The sequence below is a fragment of the Leclercia adecarboxylata genome (genome assembly GCF_006874705.1).
Lineage (GTDB): Bacteria > Pseudomonadota > Gammaproteobacteria > Enterobacterales > Enterobacteriaceae > Enterobacter > Enterobacter adecarboxylatus_C.
This window is the reverse complement of the sequence record NZ_CP035382.1, coordinates 885541-910861: the sequence shown is the minus strand read 5'-3', so window position 1 is coordinate 910861 and position 25321 is coordinate 885541. Positions and strand designations below refer to the sequence as shown.

Annotated in this window: 26 protein-coding genes; 21 read left to right on the top strand and 5 right to left on the bottom strand. The window is 57.2% G+C overall.

Features of this window, described 5'->3' with window-relative positions; translation table 11 throughout:
- Nucleotides 1-186 precede the first annotated feature (186 nt).
- Nucleotides 187-858 carry a 7-carboxy-7-deazaguanine synthase QueE gene (queE, locus tag ES815_RS05265; RefSeq protein WP_142486931.1) on the top strand — a complete coding sequence of 224 codons (672 nt, stop codon included), beginning with the start codon at nucleotides 187-189 and terminating at the stop codon, nucleotides 856-858.
- Nucleotides 859-932: 74 nt separating this feature from the next.
- The gene (locus tag ES815_RS05260; RefSeq protein ID WP_142490018.1) at nucleotides 933-1718 is read left to right on the top strand and encodes an SDR family oxidoreductase; all 786 of its coding nucleotides are present in this window, start codon (nucleotides 933-935) and stop codon (nucleotides 1716-1718) included.
- A gap of 57 nt (nucleotides 1719-1775) precedes the next feature.
- Here ES815_RS05260 and queD read toward each other — a convergent pair whose 3' ends face one another.
- On the bottom strand, nucleotides 1776-2141 hold the full coding sequence (gene queD / locus ES815_RS05255; RefSeq protein ID WP_185902389.1) for a 6-carboxytetrahydropterin synthase QueD: 366 nt from the start codon (nucleotides 2139-2141) through the stop codon (nucleotides 1776-1778).
- 304 nt (nucleotides 2142-2445) lie between these two features.
- On the opposite strand from queD, the gene cysJ reads away from it, so the two are divergent.
- The 3 genes from cysJ (at nucleotide 2446) to cysH (ending at nucleotide 6771) form a co-directional block, all read left to right on the top strand.
- Complete coding sequence (gene cysJ / locus ES815_RS05250) at nucleotides 2446-4251, top strand: NADPH-dependent assimilatory sulfite reductase flavoprotein subunit (protein ID WP_142486930.1); 1806 nt, start codon at nucleotides 2446-2448, stop codon at nucleotides 4249-4251.
- Entirely contained in the window at nucleotides 4251-5963 is a 1713-nt protein-coding gene (cysI, locus tag ES815_RS05245) for an assimilatory sulfite reductase (NADPH) hemoprotein subunit (RefSeq protein ID WP_142486929.1), read from the top strand. Before cysJ ends, cysI begins: the two co-directional genes overlap by 1 nt.
- 73 nt (nucleotides 5964-6036) lie before the next feature.
- Nucleotides 6037-6771 (top strand): phosphoadenosine phosphosulfate reductase, encoded by a 735-nt coding sequence (gene cysH / locus ES815_RS05240; protein ID WP_142486928.1) that lies wholly within the window; start codon nucleotides 6037-6039, stop codon nucleotides 6769-6771.
- 90 nt (nucleotides 6772-6861) lie between these two features.
- Here the strand turns inward: cysH and ES815_RS05235 are convergent, their stop codons facing one another.
- A complete protein-coding gene (locus tag ES815_RS05235) occupies nucleotides 6862-7905 on the bottom strand; it encodes an aminopeptidase (RefSeq protein ID WP_142486927.1) in 1044 nt (347 codons plus the stop codon).
- Between the two features lie 239 nt (nucleotides 7906-8144).
- On the opposite strand from ES815_RS05235, the gene cysG reads away from it, so the two are divergent.
- The 13 genes from cysG (at nucleotide 8145) to rpoS (ending at nucleotide 19383) form a co-directional block, all read left to right on the top strand.
- Complete coding sequence (gene cysG, locus ES815_RS05230; RefSeq protein WP_142486926.1) at nucleotides 8145-9503, top strand: siroheme synthase CysG; 1359 nt, start codon at nucleotides 8145-8147, stop codon at nucleotides 9501-9503.
- A 155-nt stretch (nucleotides 9504-9658) separates the two neighbouring features.
- Complete coding sequence (cysD, locus tag ES815_RS05225) at nucleotides 9659-10567, top strand: sulfate adenylyltransferase subunit CysD (protein WP_142486925.1); 909 nt, start codon at nucleotides 9659-9661, stop codon at nucleotides 10565-10567.
- Between the two features lie 9 nt (nucleotides 10568-10576).
- The gene (gene cysN / locus ES815_RS05220; RefSeq protein ID WP_142486924.1) at nucleotides 10577-12004 is read left to right on the top strand and encodes a sulfate adenylyltransferase subunit CysN; all 1428 of its coding nucleotides are present in this window, start codon (nucleotides 10577-10579) and stop codon (nucleotides 12002-12004) included.
- Entirely contained in the window at nucleotides 12004-12609 is a 606-nt protein-coding gene (gene cysC, locus ES815_RS05215; RefSeq protein WP_142486923.1) for an adenylyl-sulfate kinase, read from the top strand. Before cysN ends, cysC begins: the two co-directional genes overlap by 1 nt.
- Nucleotides 12610-12665: 56 nt before the next feature.
- Entirely contained in the window at nucleotides 12666-12989 is a 324-nt protein-coding gene (locus tag ES815_RS05210; RefSeq protein WP_142486922.1) for a DUF3561 family protein, read from the top strand.
- A gap of 166 nt (nucleotides 12990-13155) precedes the next feature.
- Nucleotides 13156-13467, top strand: coding sequence for a cell division protein FtsB (gene ftsB, locus ES815_RS05205; RefSeq protein WP_039029953.1), 312 nt, complete (start codon nucleotides 13156-13158; stop codon nucleotides 13465-13467).
- A 21-nt stretch (nucleotides 13468-13488) separates the two neighbouring features.
- Nucleotides 13489-14199 carry a 2-C-methyl-D-erythritol 4-phosphate cytidylyltransferase gene (gene ispD / locus ES815_RS05200; RefSeq protein ID WP_142486921.1) on the top strand — a complete coding sequence of 237 codons (711 nt, stop codon included), beginning with the start codon at nucleotides 13489-13491 and terminating at the stop codon, nucleotides 14197-14199.
- Nucleotides 14199-14678: a 2-C-methyl-D-erythritol 2,4-cyclodiphosphate synthase gene (ispF, locus tag ES815_RS05195; RefSeq protein WP_040074259.1), complete on the top strand. Its 480-nt coding sequence runs from the start codon at nucleotides 14199-14201 to the stop codon at nucleotides 14676-14678. The genes ispD and ispF overlap by 1 nt, the downstream gene beginning before the upstream one ends.
- Nucleotides 14675-15724 (top strand): tRNA pseudouridine(13) synthase TruD, encoded by a 1050-nt coding sequence (gene truD, locus ES815_RS05190; RefSeq protein ID WP_142486920.1) that lies wholly within the window; start codon nucleotides 14675-14677, stop codon nucleotides 15722-15724. Before ispF ends, truD begins: the two co-directional genes overlap by 4 nt.
- Nucleotides 15705-16466, top strand: a complete 762-nt coding sequence (gene surE, locus ES815_RS05185; RefSeq protein ID WP_142486919.1) for a 5'/3'-nucleotidase SurE — start codon at nucleotides 15705-15707, stop codon at nucleotides 16464-16466. Before truD ends, surE begins: the two co-directional genes overlap by 20 nt.
- Nucleotides 16460-17086, top strand: a complete 627-nt coding sequence (locus tag ES815_RS05180; protein WP_142486918.1) for a protein-L-isoaspartate(D-aspartate) O-methyltransferase — start codon at nucleotides 16460-16462, stop codon at nucleotides 17084-17086. Before surE ends, ES815_RS05180 begins: the two co-directional genes overlap by 7 nt.
- 116 nt (nucleotides 17087-17202) lie before the next feature.
- Nucleotides 17203-18330, top strand: coding sequence for a murein hydrolase activator NlpD (gene nlpD, locus ES815_RS05175; protein WP_142486917.1), 1128 nt, complete (start codon nucleotides 17203-17205; stop codon nucleotides 18328-18330).
- A 60-nt stretch (nucleotides 18331-18390) separates the two neighbouring features.
- Nucleotides 18391-19383 carry an RNA polymerase sigma factor RpoS gene (gene rpoS, locus ES815_RS05170; protein WP_032613624.1) on the top strand — a complete coding sequence of 331 codons (993 nt, stop codon included), beginning with the start codon at nucleotides 18391-18393 and terminating at the stop codon, nucleotides 19381-19383.
- A 53-nt stretch (nucleotides 19384-19436) separates the two neighbouring features.
- On the opposite strand, the gene ES815_RS05165 is transcribed toward rpoS, so the two are convergent.
- On the bottom strand, nucleotides 19437-19814 hold the full coding sequence (locus ES815_RS05165) for a DUF4440 domain-containing protein (protein ID WP_142486916.1): 378 nt from the start codon (nucleotides 19812-19814) through the stop codon (nucleotides 19437-19439).
- Nucleotides 19811-20227: a MarR family winged helix-turn-helix transcriptional regulator gene (locus tag ES815_RS05160; RefSeq protein WP_142486915.1), complete on the bottom strand. Its 417-nt coding sequence runs from the start codon at nucleotides 20225-20227 to the stop codon at nucleotides 19811-19813. Before ES815_RS05160 ends, ES815_RS05165 begins: the two co-directional genes overlap by 4 nt.
- Before the next feature lie 172 nt (nucleotides 20228-20399).
- On the opposite strand from ES815_RS05160, the gene ES815_RS05155 reads away from it, so the two are divergent.
- The 3 genes from ES815_RS05155 to ES815_RS05145 are packed head-to-tail and all read left to right on the top strand — an operon-like array spanning nucleotide 20400 to nucleotide 22651.
- Nucleotides 20400-21002, top strand: coding sequence for a non-oxidative hydroxyarylic acid decarboxylases subunit B (locus tag ES815_RS05155; RefSeq protein ID WP_142486914.1), 603 nt, complete (start codon nucleotides 20400-20402; stop codon nucleotides 21000-21002).
- Nucleotides 20992-22419 (top strand): non-oxidative hydroxyarylic acid decarboxylases subunit C, encoded by a 1428-nt coding sequence (locus ES815_RS05150; protein WP_142486913.1) that lies wholly within the window; start codon nucleotides 20992-20994, stop codon nucleotides 22417-22419. Before ES815_RS05155 ends, ES815_RS05150 begins: the two co-directional genes overlap by 11 nt.
- Before the next feature lie 10 nt (nucleotides 22420-22429).
- Entirely contained in the window at nucleotides 22430-22651 is a 222-nt protein-coding gene (locus tag ES815_RS05145; RefSeq protein ID WP_142486912.1) for a non-oxidative hydroxyarylic acid decarboxylases subunit D, read from the top strand.
- A gap of 94 nt (nucleotides 22652-22745) precedes the next feature.
- On the opposite strand, the gene mutS is transcribed toward ES815_RS05145, so the two are convergent.
- Nucleotides 22746-25307, bottom strand: a complete 2562-nt coding sequence (gene mutS / locus ES815_RS05140; protein ID WP_142486911.1) for a DNA mismatch repair protein MutS — start codon at nucleotides 25305-25307, stop codon at nucleotides 22746-22748.
- Between the last annotated feature and the right edge of the window lie 14 nt (nucleotides 25308-25321).

Here is a 25321-nt window from a genome sequence, read left to right as displayed (position 1 = left end):
ATATCTTAAAAGCGTAGCGTAAGTTTTCATGTTTTTAACATTGCCTTCTGACGACAGCTTTCCACCTTAAGGCTGTTAACCTGGCTATCCTTAAACTGACAGGAATAAAATCGTGGCCAGGGTTGTTTTGCCTGATTATGTGCGATCTGCAATAATGCCCACCTGTAAATCTGACCAGAGATAACTATGCAGTACCCGATTAATGAGATGTTCCAGACCCTGCAAGGCGAGGGTTACTTCACCGGCGTTCCCGCTATCTTCATTCGTTTGCAGGGATGCCCGGTTGGCTGTGCCTGGTGTGATACCAAACATACCTGGGAAACGCTTAGCGATCGGGAAGTGTCACTGTTCAGCATCCTGGCCAAAACCAAAGAGAGTGATAAATGGGGCGCGGCGAACCCGGAAGATCTGCTGGCGATTATTGGTCGTCAGGGCTGGACGGCGCGCCATGTGGTGATCACCGGCGGGGAACCCTGCATTCACGATCTCTTGCCGCTGACCACACTGCTCGAAAAAAATGGCTTTAGCTGCCAGATTGAGACCAGCGGAACGCACGAAGTGCGCTGCTCCCACACCACCTGGGTGACGGTATCGCCAAAAGTGAATATGCGTGGCGGTTACGAAGTGTTGTCCCAGGCGCTGGAGCGTGCCGACGAGATTAAGCACCCGGTAGGGCGCGTTCGTGATATTGAAGCGCTGGATGAACTGCTGGCGACGCTGACCGATGACAAACAGCGGGTGATTGCTTTACAGCCGATCAGTCAGAAAGAGGACGCCACGCGTCTGTGCATTGAGACCTGTATTGCGCGTAACTGGCGACTGTCGATGCAGACTCACAAATACCTCAATATCGCTTAGCAATGACGTAGATATTGTCGGACGGAGGCATATTGTCCGGCAATCATTACGCTTCAGGGAGAGTAATTGACATGATGTCAACTGAGCCACTCAACGCATTTTCCATGGATTTTTTCTCGCTGAAGGGAAAGACCGCCCTGGTGACCGGCGGCAACCGAGGCCTGGGGCAAGCTTTTGCTGTGGCACTGGCGAAAGCGGGGGCCAATATTTTTATCGCGGGGATTAGCGATGAGAATGCCAGCACCCGCGAGCTCATCGAATTGCAAGGCGTTGAGGTTGAATTCATGTCAGTGGATATTGCCGGTGAGGGTATGCCCGAACGGATAATCAATGCCTGCTGTCAGCGTTTTGGTACCCTGGATATTCTGGTCAACAATGCGGGCATCTGTAAGCTAAACAAGGTGCTGCGTTTTGGGCGAGATGACTGGGATCCGATGATTGAGGTTAATCTCACGGCAGCATTTGAGCTCAGCCATAAAGCGGCAAAAATAATGATCCCGCGCCGTAGCGGTAAGATTATTAATATCTGTTCGGTTTTTTCATATTTAGGCGGAAGGTGGTCTCCGGCCTATTCAGCAACCAAGCATGCGCTGGCTGGATTAACCAAATCCTATTGCGATGAGTTAGGCGAATATAATATTCAGGTGAATGGTATTGCCCCTGGCTACTATCACACCGATATCACGGCAATAACGCACAGCACCCCAAAGGAATATAAGCGGGTACTTGAGCATATTCCTGCCAACCGATGGGGGGAGCCGCAGGATTTAATGGGGGCGGTAGTATTTCTTGCCAGCCGGGCCTCAGATTATGTCAATGGCCATATCCTGGCCGTAGATGGCGGCTATCTGGTGCGTTAGCGCGTTGAAAACGGTAAAGACCCGCCAGACGGCGGATCTGATGCGGGAAAGGGGAGATTACTCTCCGCGATACACACAGCCTGCCGTGCAGGTCTCTTTGATCATCACTGCGCTCAGCAGGGGCACCAGCGGCTTAATCTCATCCCAGATCCATTTCGCCAGCACTTCGCTGGTCGGATTCTCCAGTCCTGGAATATCATTCAGATAGTAGTGATCGAGACGGTTATAGGTTGGCTTAAACGCGGCCTTCAGCTCGGCAAAATCCATGATCCAACCGGTATGCGGATCGACTTCACCCGTGATCTCCAGGCGCACCATAAAAGAGTGCCCGTGGAGGCGACCACATTTATGCCCTTCCGGGACGTGAGGGAGATGGTGGGCGGCTTCGAAGATGAAATCTTTAAACAGTGTGGTGGACATCATGAACTCTCAAAAATGCGGAAAAAACCGCCGCATAATACCGGAAAGGACATTTTTTATCATTACCTAAAACGGCCATTCATACCCGGCTGGTTTTTCGAGACCACTAACTCGGTTTTTTCCTATAATTTTCAATTTGTTAATTAATCGTTTTTATCGTTAAGAACGATAGCAAAAACAGGTTAGTCCATTTGGTTATTTATTATTTCCATCCCGTCTTTAATTGTTATGATCCGCGCCGTTAACCTTACACTCTGTTCTGTCTTTCAGATAAAAATTCAGCTTTGCTACTGGAACATAACGACGCATGACAACACAGGCCCCACCTTCAAATTTGCTTCCCCTGAACCCGGAGCAACTGGCACGCCTGCAGGCGGCCACCACTGATTTTTCGCCTACCCAGCTTGCCTGGGTCTCCGGTTATTTCTGGGGAATGCTCAATCAACAGCCGGGTGCTGTGGTGAGTGCACCGGCTGCGGCCGTTGAGATCCCGGCAATTACGCTTATCTCCGCTTCGCAAACCGGCAATGCCCGTCGCGTGGCGGAAGCCCTGCGGGACGATCTGCTCGCGGCCAAACTGAACGTGAACCTGGTGAACGCCGGGGATTATAAATTTAAGCAAATCGCGTCAGAGAAGCTGGTCGTTGTCGTGACCTCTACCCAGGGTGAAGGTGAGCCGCCTGAAGAAGCGGTTGCGCTGTATAAGTTTCTGTTCTCGAAAAAAGCGCCAAAACTGGCGGGCACCGCCTTTGCGGTCTTCGGCCTTGGCGACTCCTCCTACGAATTCTTCTGCCAGTCGGGCAAAGATTTTGACAGCAAGCTGGCCGAGCTGGGCGGTGAGCGCCTGCTGGACCGCGTAGATACTGATGTCGAATACCAGGCCGCGGCTGCCGAATGGCGCGCGCGCATTGTCGATGTGCTGAAAGCCCGCGTGCCGAAAGAGACGCCTGCGCAGGCAACCCTCACCGCGACGGGCGTAGTCAACGATATTCACACCAGCCCGTACACCAAAGAAGCCCCGCTGACGGCGAGCCTCTCGGTTAACCAGAAAATCACCGGTCGCGACTCTGAAAAAGACGTGCGCCATATCGAAATCGATTTGGGCGACTCCGGCCTGCGTTACCAGCCGGGCGATGCCCTTGGCGTCTGGTATCAGAACGATCCGGCGCTGGTCAAAGAGCTGGTTGAGCTGCTGTGGCTGAAGGGCGATGAGCCGGTCAGCGTAGACGGCAAAACCCTGCCGCTCTCTGAAGCGCTGCAGTGGCATTTCGAGTTGACCGTCAACACCGCCAACATTGTGGAAAACTACGCCACCCTGACCCGCAGTGAATCCCTGCTGCCGCTGGTGGGTGACAAAGCCAAACTGCAACAGTATGCCGCTACCACCCCAATCGTCGATATGGTGCGTTTTGCCCCGGCACAGCTGGACGCCGACGCGCTGATTGGCCTGCTGCGCCCGCTGACGCCGCGTCTGTATTCTATTGCCTCTGCGCAAGCCGAGGTGGAGAGCGAAGTCCACGTCACCGTGGGCGTGGTGCGTTATGACATCGAAGGCCGTGCCCGTGCCGGTGGTGCCTCCAGTTTCCTGGCGGATCGCGTGGAAGAAGAGGGCGAGGTGCGGGTCTTTATCGAGCACAACGACAACTTCCGTTTGCCAGCCAACCCGGAAACTCCGGTAATTATGATTGGCCCGGGCACCGGCATTGCGCCGTTCCGCGCCTTTATGCAGCAGCGTGCCGCCGACGAAGCGCCGGGCAAAAACTGGCTGTTCTTCGGCAACCCACACTTCACCGAGGATTTCCTCTACCAGGTGGAGTGGCAGCGCTACGTGAAAGAAGGGGTTCTGAGCCGCATCGATCTGGCCTGGTCCCGGGATCAAAAACAAAAAATATACGTACAAGACAAACTGCGCGAACAGGGCGCAGAGCTGTGGCGCTGGATCAATGACGGTGCCCACATTTATGTCTGCGGCGACGCCAATCGCATGGCGAAAGACGTTGAGCAGGCGTTGCTGGAAGTGATTGCTGAATTCGGTGGCATGGATACTGAATCGGCGGATGAATTTTTAAGTGAGCTGCGCGTCGAGCGCCGTTATCAGCGAGATGTCTACTAATGAGCGAAAAACATCCTGGCCCTCTGGTGGTCGAAGGCAAACTGTCTGATGCCGAGCGCATGAAGGTTGAGAGCAACTACCTGCGCGGCACCATTGCTGAAGATTTAAACGACGGTCTGACCGGCGGTTTCAAAGGCGACAACTTCCTGCTGATCCGTTTCCACGGCATGTACCAGCAGGACGATCGCGATATCCGTGCCGAGCGTGCTGAGCAGAAGCTGGAGCCGCGTCACGCGATGCTGCTGCGCTGCCGTCTGCCGGGCGGCATCATCACCACCAAACAGTGGCAGGCGATCGACAAGTTCGCCCATGACAACACCATTTACGGCAGCATCCGTCTGACCAACCGTCAGACCTTCCAGTTCCACGGTATTCTGAAGAAGAATGTGAAGCCGGTACACCAGATGCTGCACTCCGTCGGGCTGGACGCGCTGGCGACCGCCAACGACATGAACCGTAACGTGTTGTGTACCTCCAACCCGTACGAGTCCGAGCTGCATGCCGAAGCCTACGAGTGGGCGAAGAAGATCTCCGAACATCTGCTGCCGCGCACCCGCGCCTATGCCGAGATTTGGCTGGATCAGGAGAAGGTTGCGACCACCGACGAAGAGCCGATCCTCGGTCAGACCTATCTGCCGCGTAAGTTTAAAACTACGGTGGTGATCCCACCGCAGAACGATATCGATCTGCACGCCAACGACATGAACTTCGTGGCGATTGCCGAGAACGGCAAGCTGGTGGGCTTTAACCTGCTGGTGGGCGGCGGCCTGTCCATTGAGCACGGTAACAAGAAAACCTACGCCCGTACCGCGAGCGAGTTCGGCTTCCTGCCGCTGGAGCACACCCTGGCTGTGGCGGAAGCGGTAGTGACTACGCAGCGCGACTGGGGCAACCGTACCGATCGTAAAAACGCGAAAACCAAATACACCCTGGAGCGCGTGGGCGTAGAGACGTTCAAAGAGGAAGTGGAGCGTCGCGCCGGCATCAAGTTTGAGCCGATCCGCCCTTACGAATTCACCGGTCGCGGCGATCGCATTGGCTGGGTGAAAGGTATCGACAATAAATGGCACCTGACGCTGTTTATTGAAAACGGCCGAATCCTGGATTATCCGGGACGTCCGCTGAAAACCGGCCTGCTGGAGATCGCGAAGATCCACAAGGGCGAGTTCCGTATTACCGCCAACCAGAACCTGATCATTGCCGGCGTGCCGGAAAGCGAGAAAGCGAAGATCGAGAAGCTGGCGCGGGATCACGCTCTGATGGACGCGGTGAAACCGCAGCGTGAAAACTCGATGGCCTGCGTCTCCTTCCCGACCTGTCCGCTGGCGATGGCCGAAGCCGAGCGCTTCCTGCCGTCGTTCACCGATAAAGTGGAAGCGGTGCTGGAAAAACACGGCATTCCTGATGAGCATATCGTGATGCGCGTAACCGGCTGCCCGAACGGCTGTGGCCGTGCGATGCTGGCAGAGCTGGGTCTGGTGGGCAAAGCTCCCGGGCGTTACAACCTGCACCTGGGCGGGAATCGCAGCGGGACGCGCATTCCGCGTATGTATCGCGAGAACATTACGGAACCAGAAATTCTAGACTCCATAGACCTGCTTGTCGGGCGCTGGGCGAAAGAGCGCGAAGCGGGTGAAGGCTTCGGCGACTTTACGGTGCGTGCGGGCATCATTCGCCCGGTGCTCGATCCCGCAAGGGATTTCTGGGAGTAACATCCCACGGGTTTATCAGTTGTAGGCCGGGCAAACGCAGTGCCGCCCGGCAAAACAGGCAAACGAGGTTCTTATGTCCGTACTCGATCTAAACGCCCTTAACGAACTGCCGAAAGTCGAACGTATTCTGGCCCTGGCGGAAACCAACGCCCAGCTGGAAAAGCTGGACGCCGAAGGCCGCATCGCCTGGGCGCTGGAAAATCTGCCGGGTGAATACGTGCTCTCGTCGAGCTTTGGTATCCAGGCGGCGGTCAGCCTGCATCTGGTGAATAAGATCCGCCCGGACATCCCGGTGATCCTCACCGATACCGGATACCTGTTCCCGGAAACCTACCAGTTTATTGACGAGCTGACGGACAAGCTCAAGCTGAATCTGAAGGTCTACCGCGCGGAGCAGAGCGCGGCTTGGCAGGAGGCGCGTTACGGCAAGCTGTGGGAGCAGGGCGTGGAGGGCATTGAGAAATACAATGCCATCAACAAAGTCGAGCCGATGAACCGGGCGTTGTCCGACCTCAACGCTAAAACCTGGTTTGCCGGTCTGCGCCGGGATCAGTCCGGTAGCCGGGCATCACTACCGGTGCTGGCGATCCAGCGCGGGGTGTTCAAGGTGCTGCCGATCATCGACTGGGATAACCGGACCGTTTACCAGTACCTGCAACAGCATGGCCTGAAATACCACCCGCTGTGGGATCAGGGCTATCTGTCGGTGGGGGATACCCACACCACCCGCAAATGGGAGCCGGGTATGGCAGAAGAAGAGACCCGTTTCTTTGGCCTTAAGCGCGAGTGCGGATTGCACGAAGGGTAAGTTTTGTGCCCGGGGGCGCTGTGCTTACCGGGCCTACGGTTCGTGCCGTTTTGTAGGCCCGGTAAGGCGTAGCCGCCACCGGGAATGACCTTATGCCTTTCCTGCCTTCGCCAGCTCTTTCACCAGCGGCAGCATTACGCGCACCACGTCCCGGCTGCGGTGCTCGATCCGTTTTGGCAGCGCCTCGTCAATGTACTGCAGATTATCCAGCCTGACGTTATGCCAGCTGGTTCCCTGCGGGAAGGCTTTCGATTTCGCCCGCTGCTGATAACCGTCTTTCTTACCTAATGACCAGTTGGTCGCCTCGACATACAGCACCGGGATCCCGGCTTTGTCGAAAACCTCACCGTCATTGCAGCAGCCGGTCCCTTTCGGGTAGTTGGCGTTGCCGCCCGGATTGGTGGCGGCGAAGATACCCTGGGTGCGGGCAATCGCCAGCGCGCGGTCGCGGGTTAATTTGCGCACCGGGGCAGGGGTGGTTTTGCCGCTGTTAAAATAGAGCTTATCGCCCACGATAAGGTTATCGAGGTTGATCACCAGCAGCGTGTTTTTCTTCTCGGCCGCGCTCATGCGGTTAAGCACGTTCTCGGCGCCCAGGCGTCCCTCTTCTTCACCGCTGGTGGCGATAAATCGGATGCTGTACTGCGTTGGGATATTTTTCAGCCGCTCCGCCAGCTCCAGCATCACCCCGACGCCAGCGGCATTATCATCGATGCCCTGTAACGTGAGGCCGCCGAGGTTGTTATCGGCATCGCTGTCGCTCATCGGAGCGTAGGTATCCAGATGCGCCAGGATAATAATTTGCTGCGCGGCTTTACCTTCATGGGCAGCAATTACGGTGCTGCCGGTCACGTTGTGCCAGTTTTTGCTCTGGTTACGCGAAGTGTAGATATAGCGGCTCTGGAAGGTGCGGATATCGCTCTGGTAACCCATTTCGGCGAACTGCTGGCGCACATAGTCAGCGGAGAGCATCTCGGCGGGGGTGCCGGTCATACGGCCCGGGAAAAAGGTCGCTATATGACGCGCCTGCGTCGCGGCGATCTCACCCGGAAGAGGGGTTTTAGCCTGAACCGTTCCGATCAAGCAAACGCCGATCGCCAGGGCAGCGATACGGTGGCGCATTGCGGAAAACATAGTGAGTCCTTAAAAAATAGAGCAAAATTTTACCGCGCTTAGTATGAAACTGTGACCGCGCTTACACAATTTGAATTGCTCTTAAATGCCCGTAATTACGCATGTTAAGCACTTTTTGATATTTGCTTTTCCAGAGCGTTATTCCATTGAGTAACTACTCATTCCAATTCGTAATTTCATTCGCTATGAGCAGCCCCCTATAGTCCCACTATTCCTGGTTGTTAGCGAGTTGTAGCATTGTGGATTACCTTCCTTTATTTGCTGACATAAAAGACCGTCCGGTACTGGTGATCGGCAGCGGTGAAATTGCCGAGCGCAAAATTGCCTTTTTACACCGGGCAGGCGCGCGCGTGCAGGTGATTGCCGAAGCGGACTTTGATGAAGCGCAAATCGACAATGTGGTATTGGTCATTGCCGCAACCGAAAACCGTGCGCTCAACCAGCGCATCTCTGATGCCGCCCACGCCCGTCACCGTCTGGTGAACGTGGTGGACGATCAGCCGCTGTGCTCGTTTATCTTCCCGTCGATTGTCGACCGCTCGCCGCTGTTGGTGGCGATCTCCTCCGGCGGCACCGCACCGGTGCTGGCGCGCGTCCTGCGGGAAAAAATTGAAGCGTTGCTGCCAACCAGCCTTGGCCGGATGGCAGAGAAAGCCAGCTTCTGGCGCAACCACCTGAAAACCCGCCTGACCAGCGTGGCGGAACGCCGTCGCTTCTGGGAGCGGGTGTTCCGCGGCCGCTTTGCCAGCCTGATGCAGGCCGGTAATGAGACAGCGGCGCAGCAGCTTCTTGAGGACGAACTGGATAACCCGGGCAGCACCAGCGGGGAGATCATCCTCGTCGGAGCGGGGCCGGGCGATGCCGGGCTACTGACGCTTCGTGGCCTGCAGGTACTCCAGGATGCGGACGTGGTGTTCTACGACCATCTGGTGACCGAGGGTATACGCGAGCTTATTCGTCGCGACGCCGAGCAGATCTGCGTCGGCAAACGCGCGGGCGGACACGCCGTACCGCAGCACGACACTAATCAGATGCTGATTGCCGCAGCGAAAGCGGGCAAGACCGTGGTGCGTCTCAAAGGCGGCGATCCCTTTATCTTTGGCCGCGGCGGCGAAGAGCTACAGGCAGCCGCCGAAGCGGGCGTACCCTTCCAGGTGGTGCCGGGGATCACCGCGGCCTCCGCGGTAACGGCCTATGCCGGTATTCCGCTGACGCACCGGGATTACGCCCAGAGCGTCACCTTTGTCACCGGTCACTACAAGGCCGACAGCACCCCGTTCGACTGGACCCATCTGGCCCAGAGTCGTCAGACGCTGGCGATCTATATGGGCACCATGAAGGCGGCGGAAATCAGTGAACAACTTATTCACCACGGGCGTGATGCAAACACGCCCGTGGCGGTGATATCCCGCGGCACGCGCGTCGATCAGCGCGTGGTGACCGGCACACTACAACACCTTGCAAGCCTGGCGAAAGACGCCCCAATGCCCGCCCTGATTGTGGTGGGTGAAGTGGTGCAGCTGCACAGCACGCTCGCCTGGTTTCAACACACTACCGACACAGAAGGGTTTGGCTCTTCTGTCGTAAATTTGGCTTAGCCCTGGAGCAACAGGCTATTTTATTTGCCATTTTTGCCCCGGGCTGTGCTCGCAATCCTCACGTACTTGAGTACGCTCCGGTTGCTGTGCGCAGGCCGTGACAAAACTGGCTGCAACAATAATGCCTGTTGCACCAGGCCTTATAAGGAACGGTTATGGATCAAAAACGACTGACTCACCTGCGGCAGCTTGAAGCGGAGAGTATTCATATCATCCGCGAAGTGGCCGCCGAGTTCGCTAACCCGGTAATGATGTACTCCATCGGGAAAGACTCCAGCGTGATGCTGCACCTGGCGCGTAAAGCGTTTTATCCGGGCACGCTGCCGTTCCCGCTGCTGCACGTGGATACCGGCTGGAAATTCCGCGAGATGTATGAGTTCCGTGACCGTACCGCCAAAGCGTATGGCTGCGAACTGCTGGTGCATAAAAACCCGGAAGGGGTGGCGATGGGTATCAACCCGTTCGTGCACGGTAGCGGCAAACACACCGACATCATGAAGACTGAAGGGCTGAAGCAGGCGCTGAACAAATACGGCTTTGATGCGGCCTTTGGTGGCGCCCGTCGCGATGAAGAGAAATCCCGCGCCAAGGAGCGTATCTACTCCTTCCGCGATCGCTTCCATCGCTGGGATCCGAAGAACCAGCGCCCGGAGCTGTGGCACAACTACAACGGCCAGATCAATAAAGGCGAAAGTATTCGCGTCTTCCCGCTCTCCAACTGGACCGAGCTGGATATCTGGCAGTACATCTATCTGGAAAATATTGAGATCGTTCCTCTGTATCTGGCGGCTGAACGTCCGGTGCTGGAGCGCGACGGCATGCTGATGATGGTGGATGACGATCGTATCGATCTCCAGCCTGGCGAAGTGATCAAAAAGCAGATGGTGCGCTTCCGTACCCTCGGCTGCTGGCCGCTGACCGGCGCGGTGGAATCCAACGCGCAGACGTTGCCGGAGATCATTGAAGAGATGCTGGTGTCGACCACCAGCGAGCGACAAGGGCGCGTGATTGACCGCGACCAGGCAGGCTCGATGGAGCTGAAGAAACGTCAGGGTTATTTCTAAGGAGCCGCCATGAATACCACTATTGCTCAACAGATTGCGGATGAAGGCGGCGTTGAAGCCTACCTGCACGCACAACAGCACAAAAGCCTGCTGCGTTTTCTGACCTGCGGCAGCGTTGATGACGGCAAAAGTACGCTGATTGGCCGTCTGCTGCACGATACCCGTCAGATCTATGAAGATCAGCTCTCCTCCCTGCATAACGACAGCAAACGTCACGGCACCCAGGGTGAGAAGCTCGATCTGGCCCTGCTGGTGGATGGCCTGCAGGCGGAGCGCGAGCAGGGCATCACCATCGACGTGGCCTATCGCTACTTCTCCACCGAGAAGCGCAAATTTATTATTGCCGACACCCCGGGGCACGAGCAGTACACCCGCAACATGGCAACAGGCGCGTCTACCTGCGACCTGGCGATCCTGCTGATCGACGCCCGTAAAGGGGTGCTGGATCAGACCCGCCGTCACAGCTTTATCTCCACGCTGCTGGGGATCAAGCACCTGGTGGTGGCGGTCAACAAGATGGACCTGGTCAACTTCAGCGAAGAGAAGTTTAACGAGATCCGCGAAAGCTACCTGACCTTTGCCGAACAGCTGCCGGGCAACCTCGATATCCGCTTCGTGCCGCTCTCGGCGCTGGAAGGGGATAACGTGGCTTCCCAGAGCGCCAGCATGCCGTGGTACAGTGGCCCGACGCTGCTGGAGGTGTTAGAGACCGTCGAGATCCAGCGCAGTGTGGAAACGCAGCCGATGCGCTTCCCGGTGCAGTACGTTAACCGCCCGAACCTCGATTTCCGCGGCTTCTCCGGCACCATTGCCTCCGGCAGCGTGCAGGTGGGGCAGCGCGTGAAGGTGCTGCCCTCAGGCGTAGAATCTGCGATTACCCGTATCGTCACCTTTGATGGCGATCTGCAGGAAGCCGGGGCAGGCGAAGCCGTTACTCTGGTGCTGAAAGACGAAATCGATATCAGCCGTGGCGACCTGCTGGTGGATGCCGCAGAAACGCTGCCTGCGGTGCAAAGCGCCTCCATTGATGTGGTGTGGATGGCCGAGCAGCCGCTGAGCCCGGGCCAGAGCTATGACATCAAAATCGCTGGCAAGAAAACCCGCGCCCGCGTGGACGGCATTCAGTATCAGGTGGATATCAACAATCTGGCGCAGCACAGCGTCACTGAACTGCCGCTGAACGGCATCGGCCTGGTCGATTTCACCTTCGACGAACCGCTGGTGCTGGATCAGTATCAGCAGAACCCGGTAACCGGGGGCTTAATCATTATCGATCGCCTGACCAACGTCACCGTGGGCGCCGGGATGGTGCGTGAGCCTAAATCGCAGGCGAACGCGGTGCCGTCAGAGTTCAGCGCCTTTGAGCTGGAGCTGAACGCGCTGGTACGCAAACACTTCCCGCACTGGGGCGCACGCGATCTGCTGGGAGGCAAGTAATGGCCCAGCATGATGAGAACGTCGTCTGGCATCCTCATCCGGTCACTGTAGCCGATCGCGAACAACTCCACGGTCACCGTGGGGTTGTGCTGTGGTTTACCGGGCTCTCGGGCTCCGGTAAGTCCACCGTCGCGGGCGCGCTGGAGGAGGCGCTGCATAAAGCGGGTGTCAGCACCTATCTGCTGGATGGCGACAACGTGCGCCACGGGCTGTGCAGCGATCTCGGCTTTAGCGATGCGGATCGTAAAGAGAACATCCGTCGGGTGGGTGAAGTGGCCAGCCTGATGGCCGATGCCGGGCTGGTGGTGTTAACGGCCTTTATTTCGCCGCACCGCGCCGAGCGGCAGTTCGTGCGCGAGCGCGTCGGCCAGAACCGCTTTATTGAAGTCTTCGTCGATACCCCGCTGGAGATCTGCGAGCAGCGCGATCCGAAGGGGCTGTATAAAAAAGCCCGCGCGGGTGAACTGAAAAATTTCACCGGCATTGACGCAGTTTATGAAACCCCCGATGCGCCCGACATCCATCTGGAAGGTCAACAATTGGTAACAAATTTAGTGAGCCAATTATTAGACCTGCTCAGACAGGGCGATATTATCAGATCCTGAGATGGTATTGATGGGGTGATTAACCCCATCGATATGTCATGGTCACAGGATCAGCTATGCGAAACAGTGAGAACTACATTATCACCGGGGCGGACAGGGTATCGACAAATGACGACACGACCTGGTCTTTCCCTGGGGCGATTGTCGGCTTCGCGTCATGGCTGATGGCACTGGGTATCCCTTTCCTGTTTTACGGCAGTAATACCCTGTTCTTTTTCCTCTATACCTGGCCTTTCTTCCTGGCGCTGATGCCCGTTGCCGTCGTGGTGGGGATTGCGTTGCACTCTCTGCTCAACGGCAAGCTGCTCTACAGTTCATTCACCACCGTAATGACGGTGGTGGCAATGGTCGGACTGTTATTTTTATGGCTCATGGGATAAGTTCAGCCATAATTCAAACCGTCACTAACTGTGTCACGTTGAAGGCTGCGCGAATCTGCAAAAAAAATGTGGTACATTTGCCCGCAATGGTGCGGCATCTCTGTAGCCCCGATGTAGAGTCGTGGGGAAAGTTATGGGATGATGATGCCGTTTTTCAGGGGGCAGGATGGGTAAACTTACGCTGCTGTTGCTGGCATTGCTGGTCTGGCTTCAGTATTCACTGTGGTTCGGTAAGAACGGCCTTCACGATTACAGTCGCGTCAGCGATGACGTGACGGCGCAGCAGGCAACAAACGGCAAACTTAAAGCGCGAAACGATCAGCTGTTTGCGGAAATTGACGATCTCAATGGCGGACAAGAAGCCATTGAAGAGCGCGCGCGCAACGAACTCAGCATGACTAAGCCGGGCGAAACCTTCTATCGTCTGGTGCCGGATGCGTCTAAACGCAACCAGGGCTCAGTACAAAACACCCGATAATCAGGCCCAGGATTATTAGCCATGGCAGTCACTTTTTCAAACGTATGCGCCGTTGTGCCAGCCGCCGGGTTTGGCCGGCGCATGCAGACAGAATGTCCTAAGCAGTACCTTTCAATTGGTGATAAAACGATCCTTGAGCACGCCGTAGCGGCGCTGCTGGCGAACCCACGCGTGACGCGGGTCGTTATCGCCATCAGCTCGGGCGACGCCCGCTTTGCCGCGCTGCCGCTTGCCCGCCATCCGCAGGTCACCGTTGTAGAGGGCGGCACGGAGCGCGCCGACTCGGTACTGGCAGGTCTCCAGGCCGCCGGTGAAGCGCAGTGGGTGCTGGTGCATGACGCGGCGCGTCCGTGCCTGCATCAGGACGACCTGGCGCGTCTGCTGGCCATCAGCGAAACCAGCCGCGTCGGCGGCATACTGGCAACGCCGGTACGCGATACCATGAAGCGCGGCGAGCCGGGAATTCCGGCCATTGCCCATACGGTAGATCGCGTTGACCTCTGGCATGCGCTGACGCCGCAATTTTTCCCCCGCGAGCTGCTGCAGGCCTGCTTAACCCGTGCGCTGGATGAAGGCGCAACCATCACCGACGAAGCCTCAGCGCTGGAGTACTGCGGTTTCCACCCGGAACTGATTGAAGGGCGCGCAGATAATATAAAAGTGACGCGCCCCGAAGATTTACAGCTGGCAGAATTTTATCTTACCCGTTCGACCCATCAGGAGAAGGCATAATGCGAATTGGACATGGTTTTGACGTACACGCCTTTGGCGGCGAGGGCCCAATTATCATTGGCGGCGTACGCATCCCTTATGAAAAAGGACTGCTTGCGCATTCTGATGGCGATGTTGCCCTGCACGCGTTAACCGACGCGCTGCTGGGTGCGGCGGCGCTGGGCGATATCGGCAAGCTGTTCCCGGACACCGATCCGGCCTTCAAAGGGGCCGACAGCCGCGAACTGCTGCGCGAAGCCTGGCGTCGTATTCAGGCCAAAGGTTTTACCCTCGGTAACGTGGACGTGACCATTATTGCTCAGGCACCAAAAATGCTGCCGCATATCCCGCAGATGCGGGTGTTTATTGCCGAAGATCTCGGCTGCCACATGGATGACGTCAACGTCAAAGCCACCACCACCGAAAAGCTCGGCTTTACCGGTCGCGGTGAAGGTATCGCTTGTGAAGCCGTGGCGCTGCTGGTGAAGGCGGCCAAATGACGGATTTCGATAACCTGACGTACCTGCACGGTAGACCGCAGGGCACGGGCCTGCTGAAGGCCAATCCGGAAGATTTCGTGGTGATCGAAGATCTGGGCTTTGAGCCGGACGGCGAGGGCGAACACATTCTGGTGCGGATCCTGAAAAATGGCTGCAACACCCGTTTTGTGGCCGAGGCGCTGGCTAAGTTTCTGAAAATTCACGCCCGCGAAGTGAGTTTCGCCGGGCAGAAGGACAAACACGCTGTCACCGAACAGTGGCTCTGCGCCCGGGTGCCCGGTAATGCAATGCCTGATTTAAGCCAGTTCCAGCTTGAGGGCTGTAAGGTGCTCGAATACGCCCGTCACAAGCGCAAACTGCGCCTCGGCGCGTTAAAGGGCAACGCCTTTACGCTGGTGCTGCGTGAGGTAAGCAACCGCGACGAGGTCGAAAAACGTCTTACTGCCATCACCGGGCAGGGCGTGCCGAACTACTTCGGTGCCCAGCGTTTTGGTATTGGCGGCAGTAACTTACAGGGTGCGCTGCGCTGGGCGCAAAGCAATGCCCCGGTACGTGACCGCAATAAACGCAGTTTTTGGTTGTCGGCAGCCCGTAGTGCGTTGTTTAATCAAATCGTGAGCGAACGTCTGAAAAAAACGGACGCGAATCAAGTTGTTGTTGGCGATGCGCTACAATTAGCGGGGCGCGGCAGCTGGTTCGTCGCCACCGACGAAGAAATGGGTGATTTGCAGGCGCGCGTCAATGCGAAAACGCTGCTGATCACCGCGGCCCTGCCGGGTACCGGCGAATGGGGTCCGCAGGGCGAGGCGCTGCAGGCGGAGCAGGCAGCCGTCGCCGGTGAAAAAGAATTATGCTCTCTGCTGGTGCGTGAAAAAGTCGAAGCGGCACGCCGGGCGATGCTGCTCTATCCGCAACAGCTGAGCTGGAACTGGTGGGATGACGTAACCGTTGAGTTACGTTTTTGGCTACCGGCAGGTAGCTTTGCCACCAGTGTTGTCAGGGAACTTATCAACACTTCGGGTGACTATGCGAATATTGCTGAGTAACGATGACGGGATCCACGCGCCGGGCATTCAGACGCTGGCTAAGGCGCTACGTGATTTCGCTGAGGTGCAGGTTGTGGCTCCCGATCGTAACCGCAGCGGTGCCTCTAACTCGTTAACCCTCGAGTCGTCCCTTCGCACCTTTACCTTCGACAATGGCGATATCGCCGTTCAGATGGGCACCCCGACGGACTGTGTTTTTCTCGGCGTTAACGCCCTGATGCGTCCGCGTCCGGACGTGGTGGTCTCCGGCATTAATGCCGGGCCCAATCTGGGCGATGATGTGATCTATTCCGGCACCGTGGCGGCCGCCATGGAAGGGCGCCATCTCGGTTTCCCTGCGCTGGCCGTCTCGCTCAACGGGCATCAGCATTACGACACCGCTGCCGCGGTGACCTGCTCCATTCTGCGCGCGTTGAGCCGCGAGCCGCTGCGCACCGGGCGGATACTCAATATCAACGTCCCGGACCTGCCGCTGGATCAAATTAAAGGCATTCGCGTGACGCGCTGCGGTAGCCGTCATCCGGCGGATAAAGTGATTCCGCAGGAAGATCCGCGCGGCAATACCCTGTACTGGATTGGCCCGCCGGGTGAAAAACATGATGCCGGCCCGGATACCGACTTCGCTGCGGTGGACGAAGGGTACGTTTCCGTCACGCCGCTGCATGTAGATTTGACCGCGCATAACGCGCAAGATGTGGTGTCAGGCTGGCTGGATCGCGCCGGAGTGAGCTCCCAATGGTAAGTAAACGTGTACAAACACTCCTGAATCAATTACGCACTCAGGGTATCGCTGATGAGCATGTGCTTAATGCCATCTCGCTGGTGCCGCGTGAAAAGTTCGTCGATGAGGCGTTTGAGCACAATGCATGGGAAAACGTCGCCTTGCCAATAGGCCAGGGGCAGACCATTTCCCAGCCTTATATGGTGGCGCGAATGACCGAGCTGCTGGAGCTGACCCCGGACTCGCGGGTGCTGGAGATCGGCACCGGGTCAGGATACCAGACCGCCATTCTGGCGCACCTGGTACATCATGTCTGCTCGGTTGAACGTATTAAAGGCTTGCAGTGGCAGGCGCGTCGGCGCCTGAAGCAGCTTGACCTACATAATGTTTCTACCCGTCACGGCGATGGCTGGCAGGGCTGGAAGGCTCGCGGCCCGTTTGATGCCATTATCGTGACGGCCGCACCGCCGGAAATCCCGGCTGCGCTTATGGCGCAACTGGACGACGGCGGGATCCTCGTTTTACCGGTGGGCGATGAACATCAGCTGTTAAAGCGTGTTCGTCGACGGGGCGACGAGTTCATCATCGATACCGTAGAAGCCGTACGTTTTGTGCCTCTGGTAAAAGGAGAGCTGGCCTGAGACTCGGATTTTTCCAGGGTTATTCAGGCCAATTCAGCGTATGGTGTGGCGCAAAAGCGCGTGACATTACGGTTAATTTTAAGTCACTGGTAACTAATAATATTCCTGGGGGATAAATGAGCGCGGGAAGCCCAAAATTCACCATCAGCCGTGTTGCGGCACTGTCACTGGTTTCACTGTGGCTGGCAGGTTGTACATCCTCGAATAATGCCCCTGCGCCGGTGAGTTCAGTTGGCGGCAACAGCGGTACCAGCACCGGCAATTCATCCGGCGGCATGCTGATCACTCCTCCGCCTAAGATGGGCACCACAGCACAACAAACGCCTCAGATTCAGCCTGTTCAGGCACCGGTAACCCAGCCAACACAGATTCAGCCAGTGGATCAGCCTGTCCAGACGGAAAATGGCCGCATTGTGTATAACCGTAAGTATGGGAACATTCCGAAAGGGAGCTATACCGGCGGCAGCACCTACACCGTAAAACGTGGCGATACATTGTTCTATATCGCCTGGATCACCGGGAACGATTTCCGTGACCTTGCACAACGAAATAACGTTCAGGCCCCGTATGGACTGGAAGTTGGCCAAACGCTGCAGGTAGGTAACGCAACGGGCAAACCGCTTACGCCAGGCAATACCGTGTCGGTTGCTGACGTGACGGCGCAAAATAACAGTGTGACGCCTGTGCAAAAATCAAGCACAGTGGTTGCGTCGCAACCGACAATTACGTATTCTGAGGACTCAGGTGAACAGAGTGCTAACAAGATGTTGCCGAATAATAAAGGGTCTGCGGCTGTGGTCACAGCGCCCGTTACGGCACCTGTCGTTAGCTCTACCGTGCCCGTTGCCAGCAGTCAGACGTCCAGCTCGCCAATCTCTTCGTGGCGCTGGCCGACTGAAGGCAAGGTTATCGAGAACTTTTCTTCCTCCGAGGGGGGAAATAAAGGGGTCGATATCGCAGGAAGTAAGGGACAGGCTATTATCGCGACCGGAGATGGACGCGTGGTATATGCCGGTAACGCTCTGCGCGGTTACGGTAATCTTATTATCATAAAACACAACGATGATTACCTGAGTGCCTACGCCCATAACGATACGATGCTGGTCCGGGAACAACAAGAAGTTAAGGCGGGGCAAAAAATAGCTACTATGGGTAGCACCGGAACCAGTTCTACACGCTTGCATTTTGAAATTCGTTACAAGGGGAAATCCGTAAACCCGCTGCAATATTTACCGCAGCGATAATTTGGCGGGACATACCACTTCGGGTGTCTCGTTCAGGGATCACGGGTAGGAGCCACCTTTATGAGTCAGAATACGCTGAAAGTTCATGATTTAAATGAAGACGCGGAATTTGATGAGAACGGAGCTGAGGTTTTTGACGAAAAAGCCTTAGTAGAAGAGGAACCCAGTGATAACGATTTAGCTGAAGAAGAGCTGTTATCGCAGGGCGCCACTCAACGTGTGCTGGACGCGACTCAGCTTTACCTTGGAGAGATTGGATACTCTCCACTGTTAACAGCAGAAGAGGAAGTTTACTTCGCGCGTCGGGCATTGCGTGGTGATGTGGCATCACGCCGCCGTATGATTGAAAGTAACCTGCGTCTGGTGGTCAAGATTGCCCGTCGTTACAGCAATCGTGGTCTGGCTCTGCTGGATCTGATTGAAGAGGGCAACCTGGGGCTTATCCGCGCGGTAGAGAAATTTGACCCTGAACGTGGGTTCCGTTTCTCAACATACGCGACGTGGTGGATCCGACAGACTATCGAACGGGCAATCATGAACCAAACCCGTACGATCCGACTGCCTATTCACATCGTGAAAGAGCTGAACGTCTATCTGCGTACCGCACGCGAGTTGTCCCATAAGCTGGACCACGAGCCAAGCGCGGAAGAGATTGCCGAGCAGCTTGATAAACCGGTTGATGACGTAAGCCGTATGCTGCGTCTCAACGAGCGTATTACCTCCGTCGACACCCCGCTGGGTGGCGATTCCGAGAAAGCGCTGCTGGACATCCTGGCCGATGAAAAAGATAACGGCCCGGAAGACACCACGCAGGACGATGATATGAAACAGAGCATCGTCAAATGGCTGTTCGAACTGAACGCCAAACAGCGTGAAGTGCTGGCACGTCGTTTCGGTCTGCTGGGGTATGAGGCTGCAACACTGGAAGACGTCGGTCGTGAAATCGGCCTGACCCGTGAACGTGTTCGTCAGATTCAGGTAGAAGGTCTGCGTCGCCTGCGTGAAATCCTGCAGGGGCAAGGGCTGAATATCGAAGCGCTGTTCCGCGAATAAGCAACTTTTCGTCAAAAAAAGGCCCGTCGAGAGACGGGCCTTTTTCTTATGCGTTAAGGCTGCGTGGTTTCGTGCAGCAGACGCCAGGTTATCCTGTCACCTTCCTGATTCAGTATGGCGCTGGACCAGCGCACGTTGACCGGCTGATCGGGGCGGGTTTGCGTTTCACGGTAGTGAAGCACCGCGCCGTTATCCCAGGTCTGCAACGTCGTTAATTCGTCAATCACGATCTTCAGTCCTGGACGGGTGCCGCGCTGAGTCTCCAAAAAACGCGCCAGCGCGGGGTGATCCAGATGTGCGCCGCTGGGAGCAATCATCAGAAAGTCCTCGCGAAAACGGGCGAGCAGGGCGGCAAAATCGCCTTCACCCTGGCCTAACCAGTTTTCTAACGCGATGTGAGCATCAATAATTTCTGTTTCATAGCGGGTCATTCTCTCTCCTTTACCATCATTTTGCGGACCAAATCCGTAAACTGGCGACGCTCCTCGGCGGTTAAACGCCCCAGAAAAGCCTCATCGACGTTATTCCCTACCGGCTTGCAGCTCCCGAGCAGCGCTTCACCTTCCGGCGTTAAGAAGACAAACCGTCGGCGCTTATCGGCCGGATCGGCTTCGCGCGTCACCAGCCCGCGTGATTCCATGCGGCTCAGCATTTCCGCAAGGGTGGCTTTGGTACTGACAGCGGCTTCGGTCAGCGCCACCTGCTCGATACCGGGATGTTCGGCGATGGAACGCAGCACCGCATATTGCGGCTTGGTCAGCTCGGGCAAGGCCTGCTGCCAGTGCGCGGTATGCTGCTGAAAAAGCTGACGTAACAGGTGGAACGCTTCTTGTCTCAGTTCCATGAACTCTCCGGCGTAAAAATCACCTCTCTATGATAGCCGTTATCAGCCGGGAATTTAACGCGACCCTTTTTAGCATTACGTGTGATCGTATACGAACGATATTGCGAGGTGGCGTATCCAGGCGTAGGGTAAACAACACGTTCGTATGCGAACAAATTAGATGAGGTACTGAATGCGATTGATTGTTGGGATGACAGGAGCGACCGGCGCGCCGCTCGGGGTGGCACTGCTACAGGCGCTGCGCGACATGCCGGAAGTGGAAACCCATCTGGTGATGTCGAAGTGGGCCAAAACGACGATTGAGCTGGAAACGCCCTACACCGCTCAGGATGTAGCCGCGCTGGCCGATGTGGTCCATAGCCCGGCCGATCAGGCCGCAACCATCTCATCCGGATCCTTTCGTACCGACGGCATGATCGTCATCCCCTGCAGCATGAAAACGCTGGCGGGTATCCGTGCAGGCTATGCAGAAGGGCTGGTGGGGCGTGCCGCCGACGTGGTGCTGAAAGAGGGCCGCAAGCTGGTGCTGGTTCCGCGGGAAACGCCGCTCAGCACTATTCATCTGGAGAACATGCTGGCTCTTTCCCGCATGGGGGTGGCGATGGTGCCGCCGATGCCCGCTTATTACAACCACCCGCAAACCGCCGATGACATCGCCCAACACATTGTGACCCGGGTGCTCGACCAGTTTGGTCTGGAGTATAACAAAGCCCGTCGCTGGAAAGGCTTACAGGCGGCCAGAAATTTTTCACAGGAGAATGAACATGGCATTTGATGATTTGAGGAGCTTTTTGCAGGCGCTTGATGAGCAAGGGCAACTGCTGAAAATCCCGGAACAGGTCGATGCGGAGCCGGATCTGGCGGCGGCAGCCAACGCCACCGGGCGCATTGGTGACGGTGCGCCTGCGCTATGGTTTGACAACATTCGCGGCTTTACCGACGCTCGCGTGGCGATGAATACCATCGGCTCCTGGCAGAACCACGCCATCTCAATGGGCCTGCCGCCGAATACGCCAGTTAAAAAGCAGATCGACGAGTTTATTCGCCGCTGGGATAAATTCCCGGTCGCGCCGGAGCGCCGCGACAACCCGGCATGGGCAGAGAATACCGTCGACGGCGAAGCAATAAACCTGTTCGATATTCTGCCGCTATTTCGCCTGAACGACGGTGACGGCGGGTTCTATCTGGATAAAGCCTGCGTGGTCTCCCGCGATCCGCTCGATCCGGATCATTTTGGCAAGCAGAACGTCGGCATCTACCGGATGGAGGTGAAGGGCAAACGCAAACTCGGCCTGCAGCCGGTGCCGATGCACGATATCGCCCTGCATCTGCATAAAGCGGAAGAGCGCGGACAGGATTTGCCGATTGCTATTACCCTTGGCAACGATCCGATCATCACCCTGATGGGGGCCACGCCGCTGAAGTACGATCAGTCGGAATATGAGATGGCGGGCGCGCTGCGTGAAAGTCCGTACCCGATCGCCACCGCGCCGCTGACCGGTTTTGATGTGCCCTGGGGCTCGGAAGTGATCCTCGAAGGGGTGATTGAGGGCCGTAAACGCGAAATCGAAGGGCCGTTCGGGGAGTTTACCGGACACTACTCCGGTGGCCGCAACATGACCGTAGTGCGCATCGACAAAGTCTCATACCGCACCAAACCGATTTTTGAGTCGCTCTATCTTGGCATGCCGTGGACCGAAATCGACTATCTGATGGGGCCGGCAACCTGCGTGCCGCTCTATCAGCAGCTGAAAGCCGAGTTCCCGGAAGTGCAGGCGGTAAATGCGATGTACACCCACGGTCTGCTGGCGATTATCTCCACCAAAAAACGCTACGGCGGCTTTGCCCGTGCCGTAGGCCTGCGGGCGATGACCACGCCGCACGGGCTGGGCTACGTGAAGATGGTGATCATGGTGGATGAGGATGTTGATCCGTTCAACCTGCCGCAGGTGATGTGGGCGCTGTCGTCGAAAGTGAACGCTGCAGGGGATCTGGTGCAGTTGCCGAACATGTCGGTGCTGGAGCTGGATCCGGGGTCAAGCCCGGCGGGGATCACCGACAAACTGATTATCGACGCCACCACGCCGGTTGCCCCGGATCTCCGTGGACATTACAGCCAGCCGGTGCAGGATCTGCCTGAAACCAAAGCCTGGGCTGAAAAACTGACCGCGATGCTGGCCGCACGTAAATAAGGAGGGAAAAATGATTTGTCCACGTTGTGCCGATGAACATATTGAAGTGATGGCGACGTCGCCGGTTAAAGATGTCTGGACGGTGTACCAGTGTCAGCACTGCCTGTACACATGGCGAGATACCGAGCCGCTGCGCCGCACCAACCGCGAGCACTATCCTGAAGCGTTTCGCATGACGCAGAAAGATATCGACGAGGCCCCGCAGGTGCCCACCATTCCGCCGCTATTGTAAAAAAAGCCGGGCGGCGGCTACGCCTTACCCGGCCTACGCGGTTCCAGTAGGCCCGGCAAGCACAGCGCCGCCGGGCGATACAAGCCGCAGCGATCTACACCAGATTCTTTAAGCGATAAATCCACTCCAGCGCCTGACGTGGCGACAGGGAATCCGGATCGAGGTTCTCCAGGGCCTCCAGCGCCGGGGAGGTCTCTTCGGCTGGCATCAGCAACGACATCTGCGTCCCGTCCACCTGAGTGGCCGCCGCGTTAGGCGCGAGGCTTTCCAGCTCGCGCAGTTTTTGACGCGCACGCTTGATTACCTCTTTCGGCACCCCCGCCAGAGCCGCCACGGCCAGACCGTAGCTTTTGCTCGCCGCGCCATCCTGCACGCTGTGCATAAAGGCAATAGTATCCCCGTGCTCCAGCGCATCCAGATGCACGTTCGCCACGCCCTCCATCTTCTCCGGCAGCTGGGTCAGCTCAAAGTAGTGGGTGGCAAACAGGGTCAGGGCTTTGATTTTATTAGCCAGGCTTTCGGCGCATGCCCACGCCAGCGAGAGCCCGTCATAGGTGGAGGTTCCGCGGCCAATCTCATCCATCAGCACCAGGCTGTATTCTGTGGCGTTGTGCAGTATGTTGGCGGTTTCGGTCATCTCCACCATAAAGGTCGAACGACCGCTCGCCAGATCGTCCGCCGCGCCCACGCGGGTAAAGATACGATCGATGGGACCGATCTCCACCTTTTGCGCCGGAACGTAGCTGCCGATATAGGCCAGCAGGGCAATCAGCGCCGTCTGTCGCATATAGGTACTTTTACCGCCCATATTCGGCCCGGTAATGATCAGCATCCGCCGCTGCGGCGACAGGTTCAGCGGGTTAGCGATGAACGGTTCGTTCAGCACCTGCTCCACCACCGGATGACGGCCTTCGGTAATGCGCACGCCGGGCTTATCGCTAAAGGTCGGGCAGCAGTAGTTCAGCGTCTCGGCGCGTTCCGCCAGGTTGACCAGCACATCCAGCTCGGCCAGCGCGGTGGCGCTCTGTTGCAGATCCGCCAGATGCGGCATCAGCATATCGAACAGGGCGTCATACAGCTGTTTTTCCAGCGCCAGCGCTTTGCCTTTTGAGGTGAGAACCTTGTCTTCGTACTCTTTCAGCTCAGGGATAATATAACGCTCGGCGTTTTTCAGCGTCTGACGGCGCACGTAGTGAATGGGTGCCAGGTGGCTCTGCCCGCGGCTGATCTGAATAAAGTAGCCGTGTACGGCGTTATAGCCAACCTTCAGGGTATCCAGCCCGAGACGCTCGCGTTCGCGGATCTCCAGCTTATCAAGATAGTCCGTTGCGCCATCGGCCAGCGCGCGCCACTCGTCCAGCTCTTCGTTATAGCCCGGGGCGATAACGCCGCCGTCACGCACCAGCACCGGCGGGGCTTCGATAATGGCGTTTTCCAGTAGTTCGCGCAGTTCGCTGAATTCGCCCATCGCCTCGCGCAGCTTCTGCACCGGCGCGCTGTCGATCTCTGCCAGCTGGCTGCGCAGTTCTGGCAGTTGCTGGAACGCGTGACGCATCCGGGCCAAATCGCGCGGGCGTGCGGTGCGCAGCGCCAGACGTGCCAGAATACGCTCCAGATCGCCCACCTGGCGTAACACCGGCTGCAGTTCGCTGTACCGATCCTGCAGAGCGCCGATGGTCTGCTGGCGTCCGGTGAGCGTAGCGGTGTCGCGAACCGGCATGTGCAGCCAGCGCTTCAGCATCCGGCTGCCCATCGGGGTGACGGTGCTGTCGAGCACCGAGGCGAGGGTGTTTTCCACGCCGCCGGCCAGGTTCTGGGTGATCTCCAGATTGCGACGGGTGGCGGCATCCATGATGATGCTGTCCTGCTGGCGTTCAATGGTAATGGAGCGGATATGCGGCAGGGCAGTGCGCTGGGTGTCTTTCACGTACTGCAGCAAACAGCCGGCAGCGCAAAGGCCACGCGGGGCGTTTTCAACCCCAAAGCCGGTCAGATCGCGGGTGCCAAACTGCAGGTTGAGCTGCTGGCGCGCGGTATCGATCTCAAACTCCCACAGCGGACGGCGACGCAGGCCGCGACGGCCTTCGAGCAGCGCCATCTCCGCAAAATCTTCGGCATACAGCAGCTCCGCCGGGTTGGTGCGTTGCAGCTCGGCGGCCATGGTTTCCCGATCGGCCGGTTCGCTCAGGCGAAAACGTCCGGAGCTGATATCCAGGGTGGCATAGCCGAAACCTTTGCTGTCCTGCCAGATGGCGGCGAGCAGATTATCCTGACGCTCCTGCAGCAACGCTTCATCGCTGATGGTGCCGGGCGTCACGATGCGCACTACTTTACGCTCGACCGGGCCTTTCGAAGTGGCCGGATCGCCAATCTGTTCGCAGATGGCAACCGACTCTCCCTGATTAACCAGCTTTGCCAGGTAGTTCTCAACCGCGTGATGCGGGATCCCGGCCATCGGGATCGGTTCCCCGGCCGAGGCGCCGCGTTTGGTCAGCGAGATGTCGAGCAGCTGTGACGCGCGTTTCGCATCGTCATAAAATAGCTCGTAAAAGTCACCCATACGGTAAAACAGCAGGATTTCCGGATGCTGAGCTTTCAGCTTCAGGTACTGCTGCATCATGGGGGTGTGCGCGTCGAAATTGTCAGTAGTGGTCATGGAGTGATGATGTC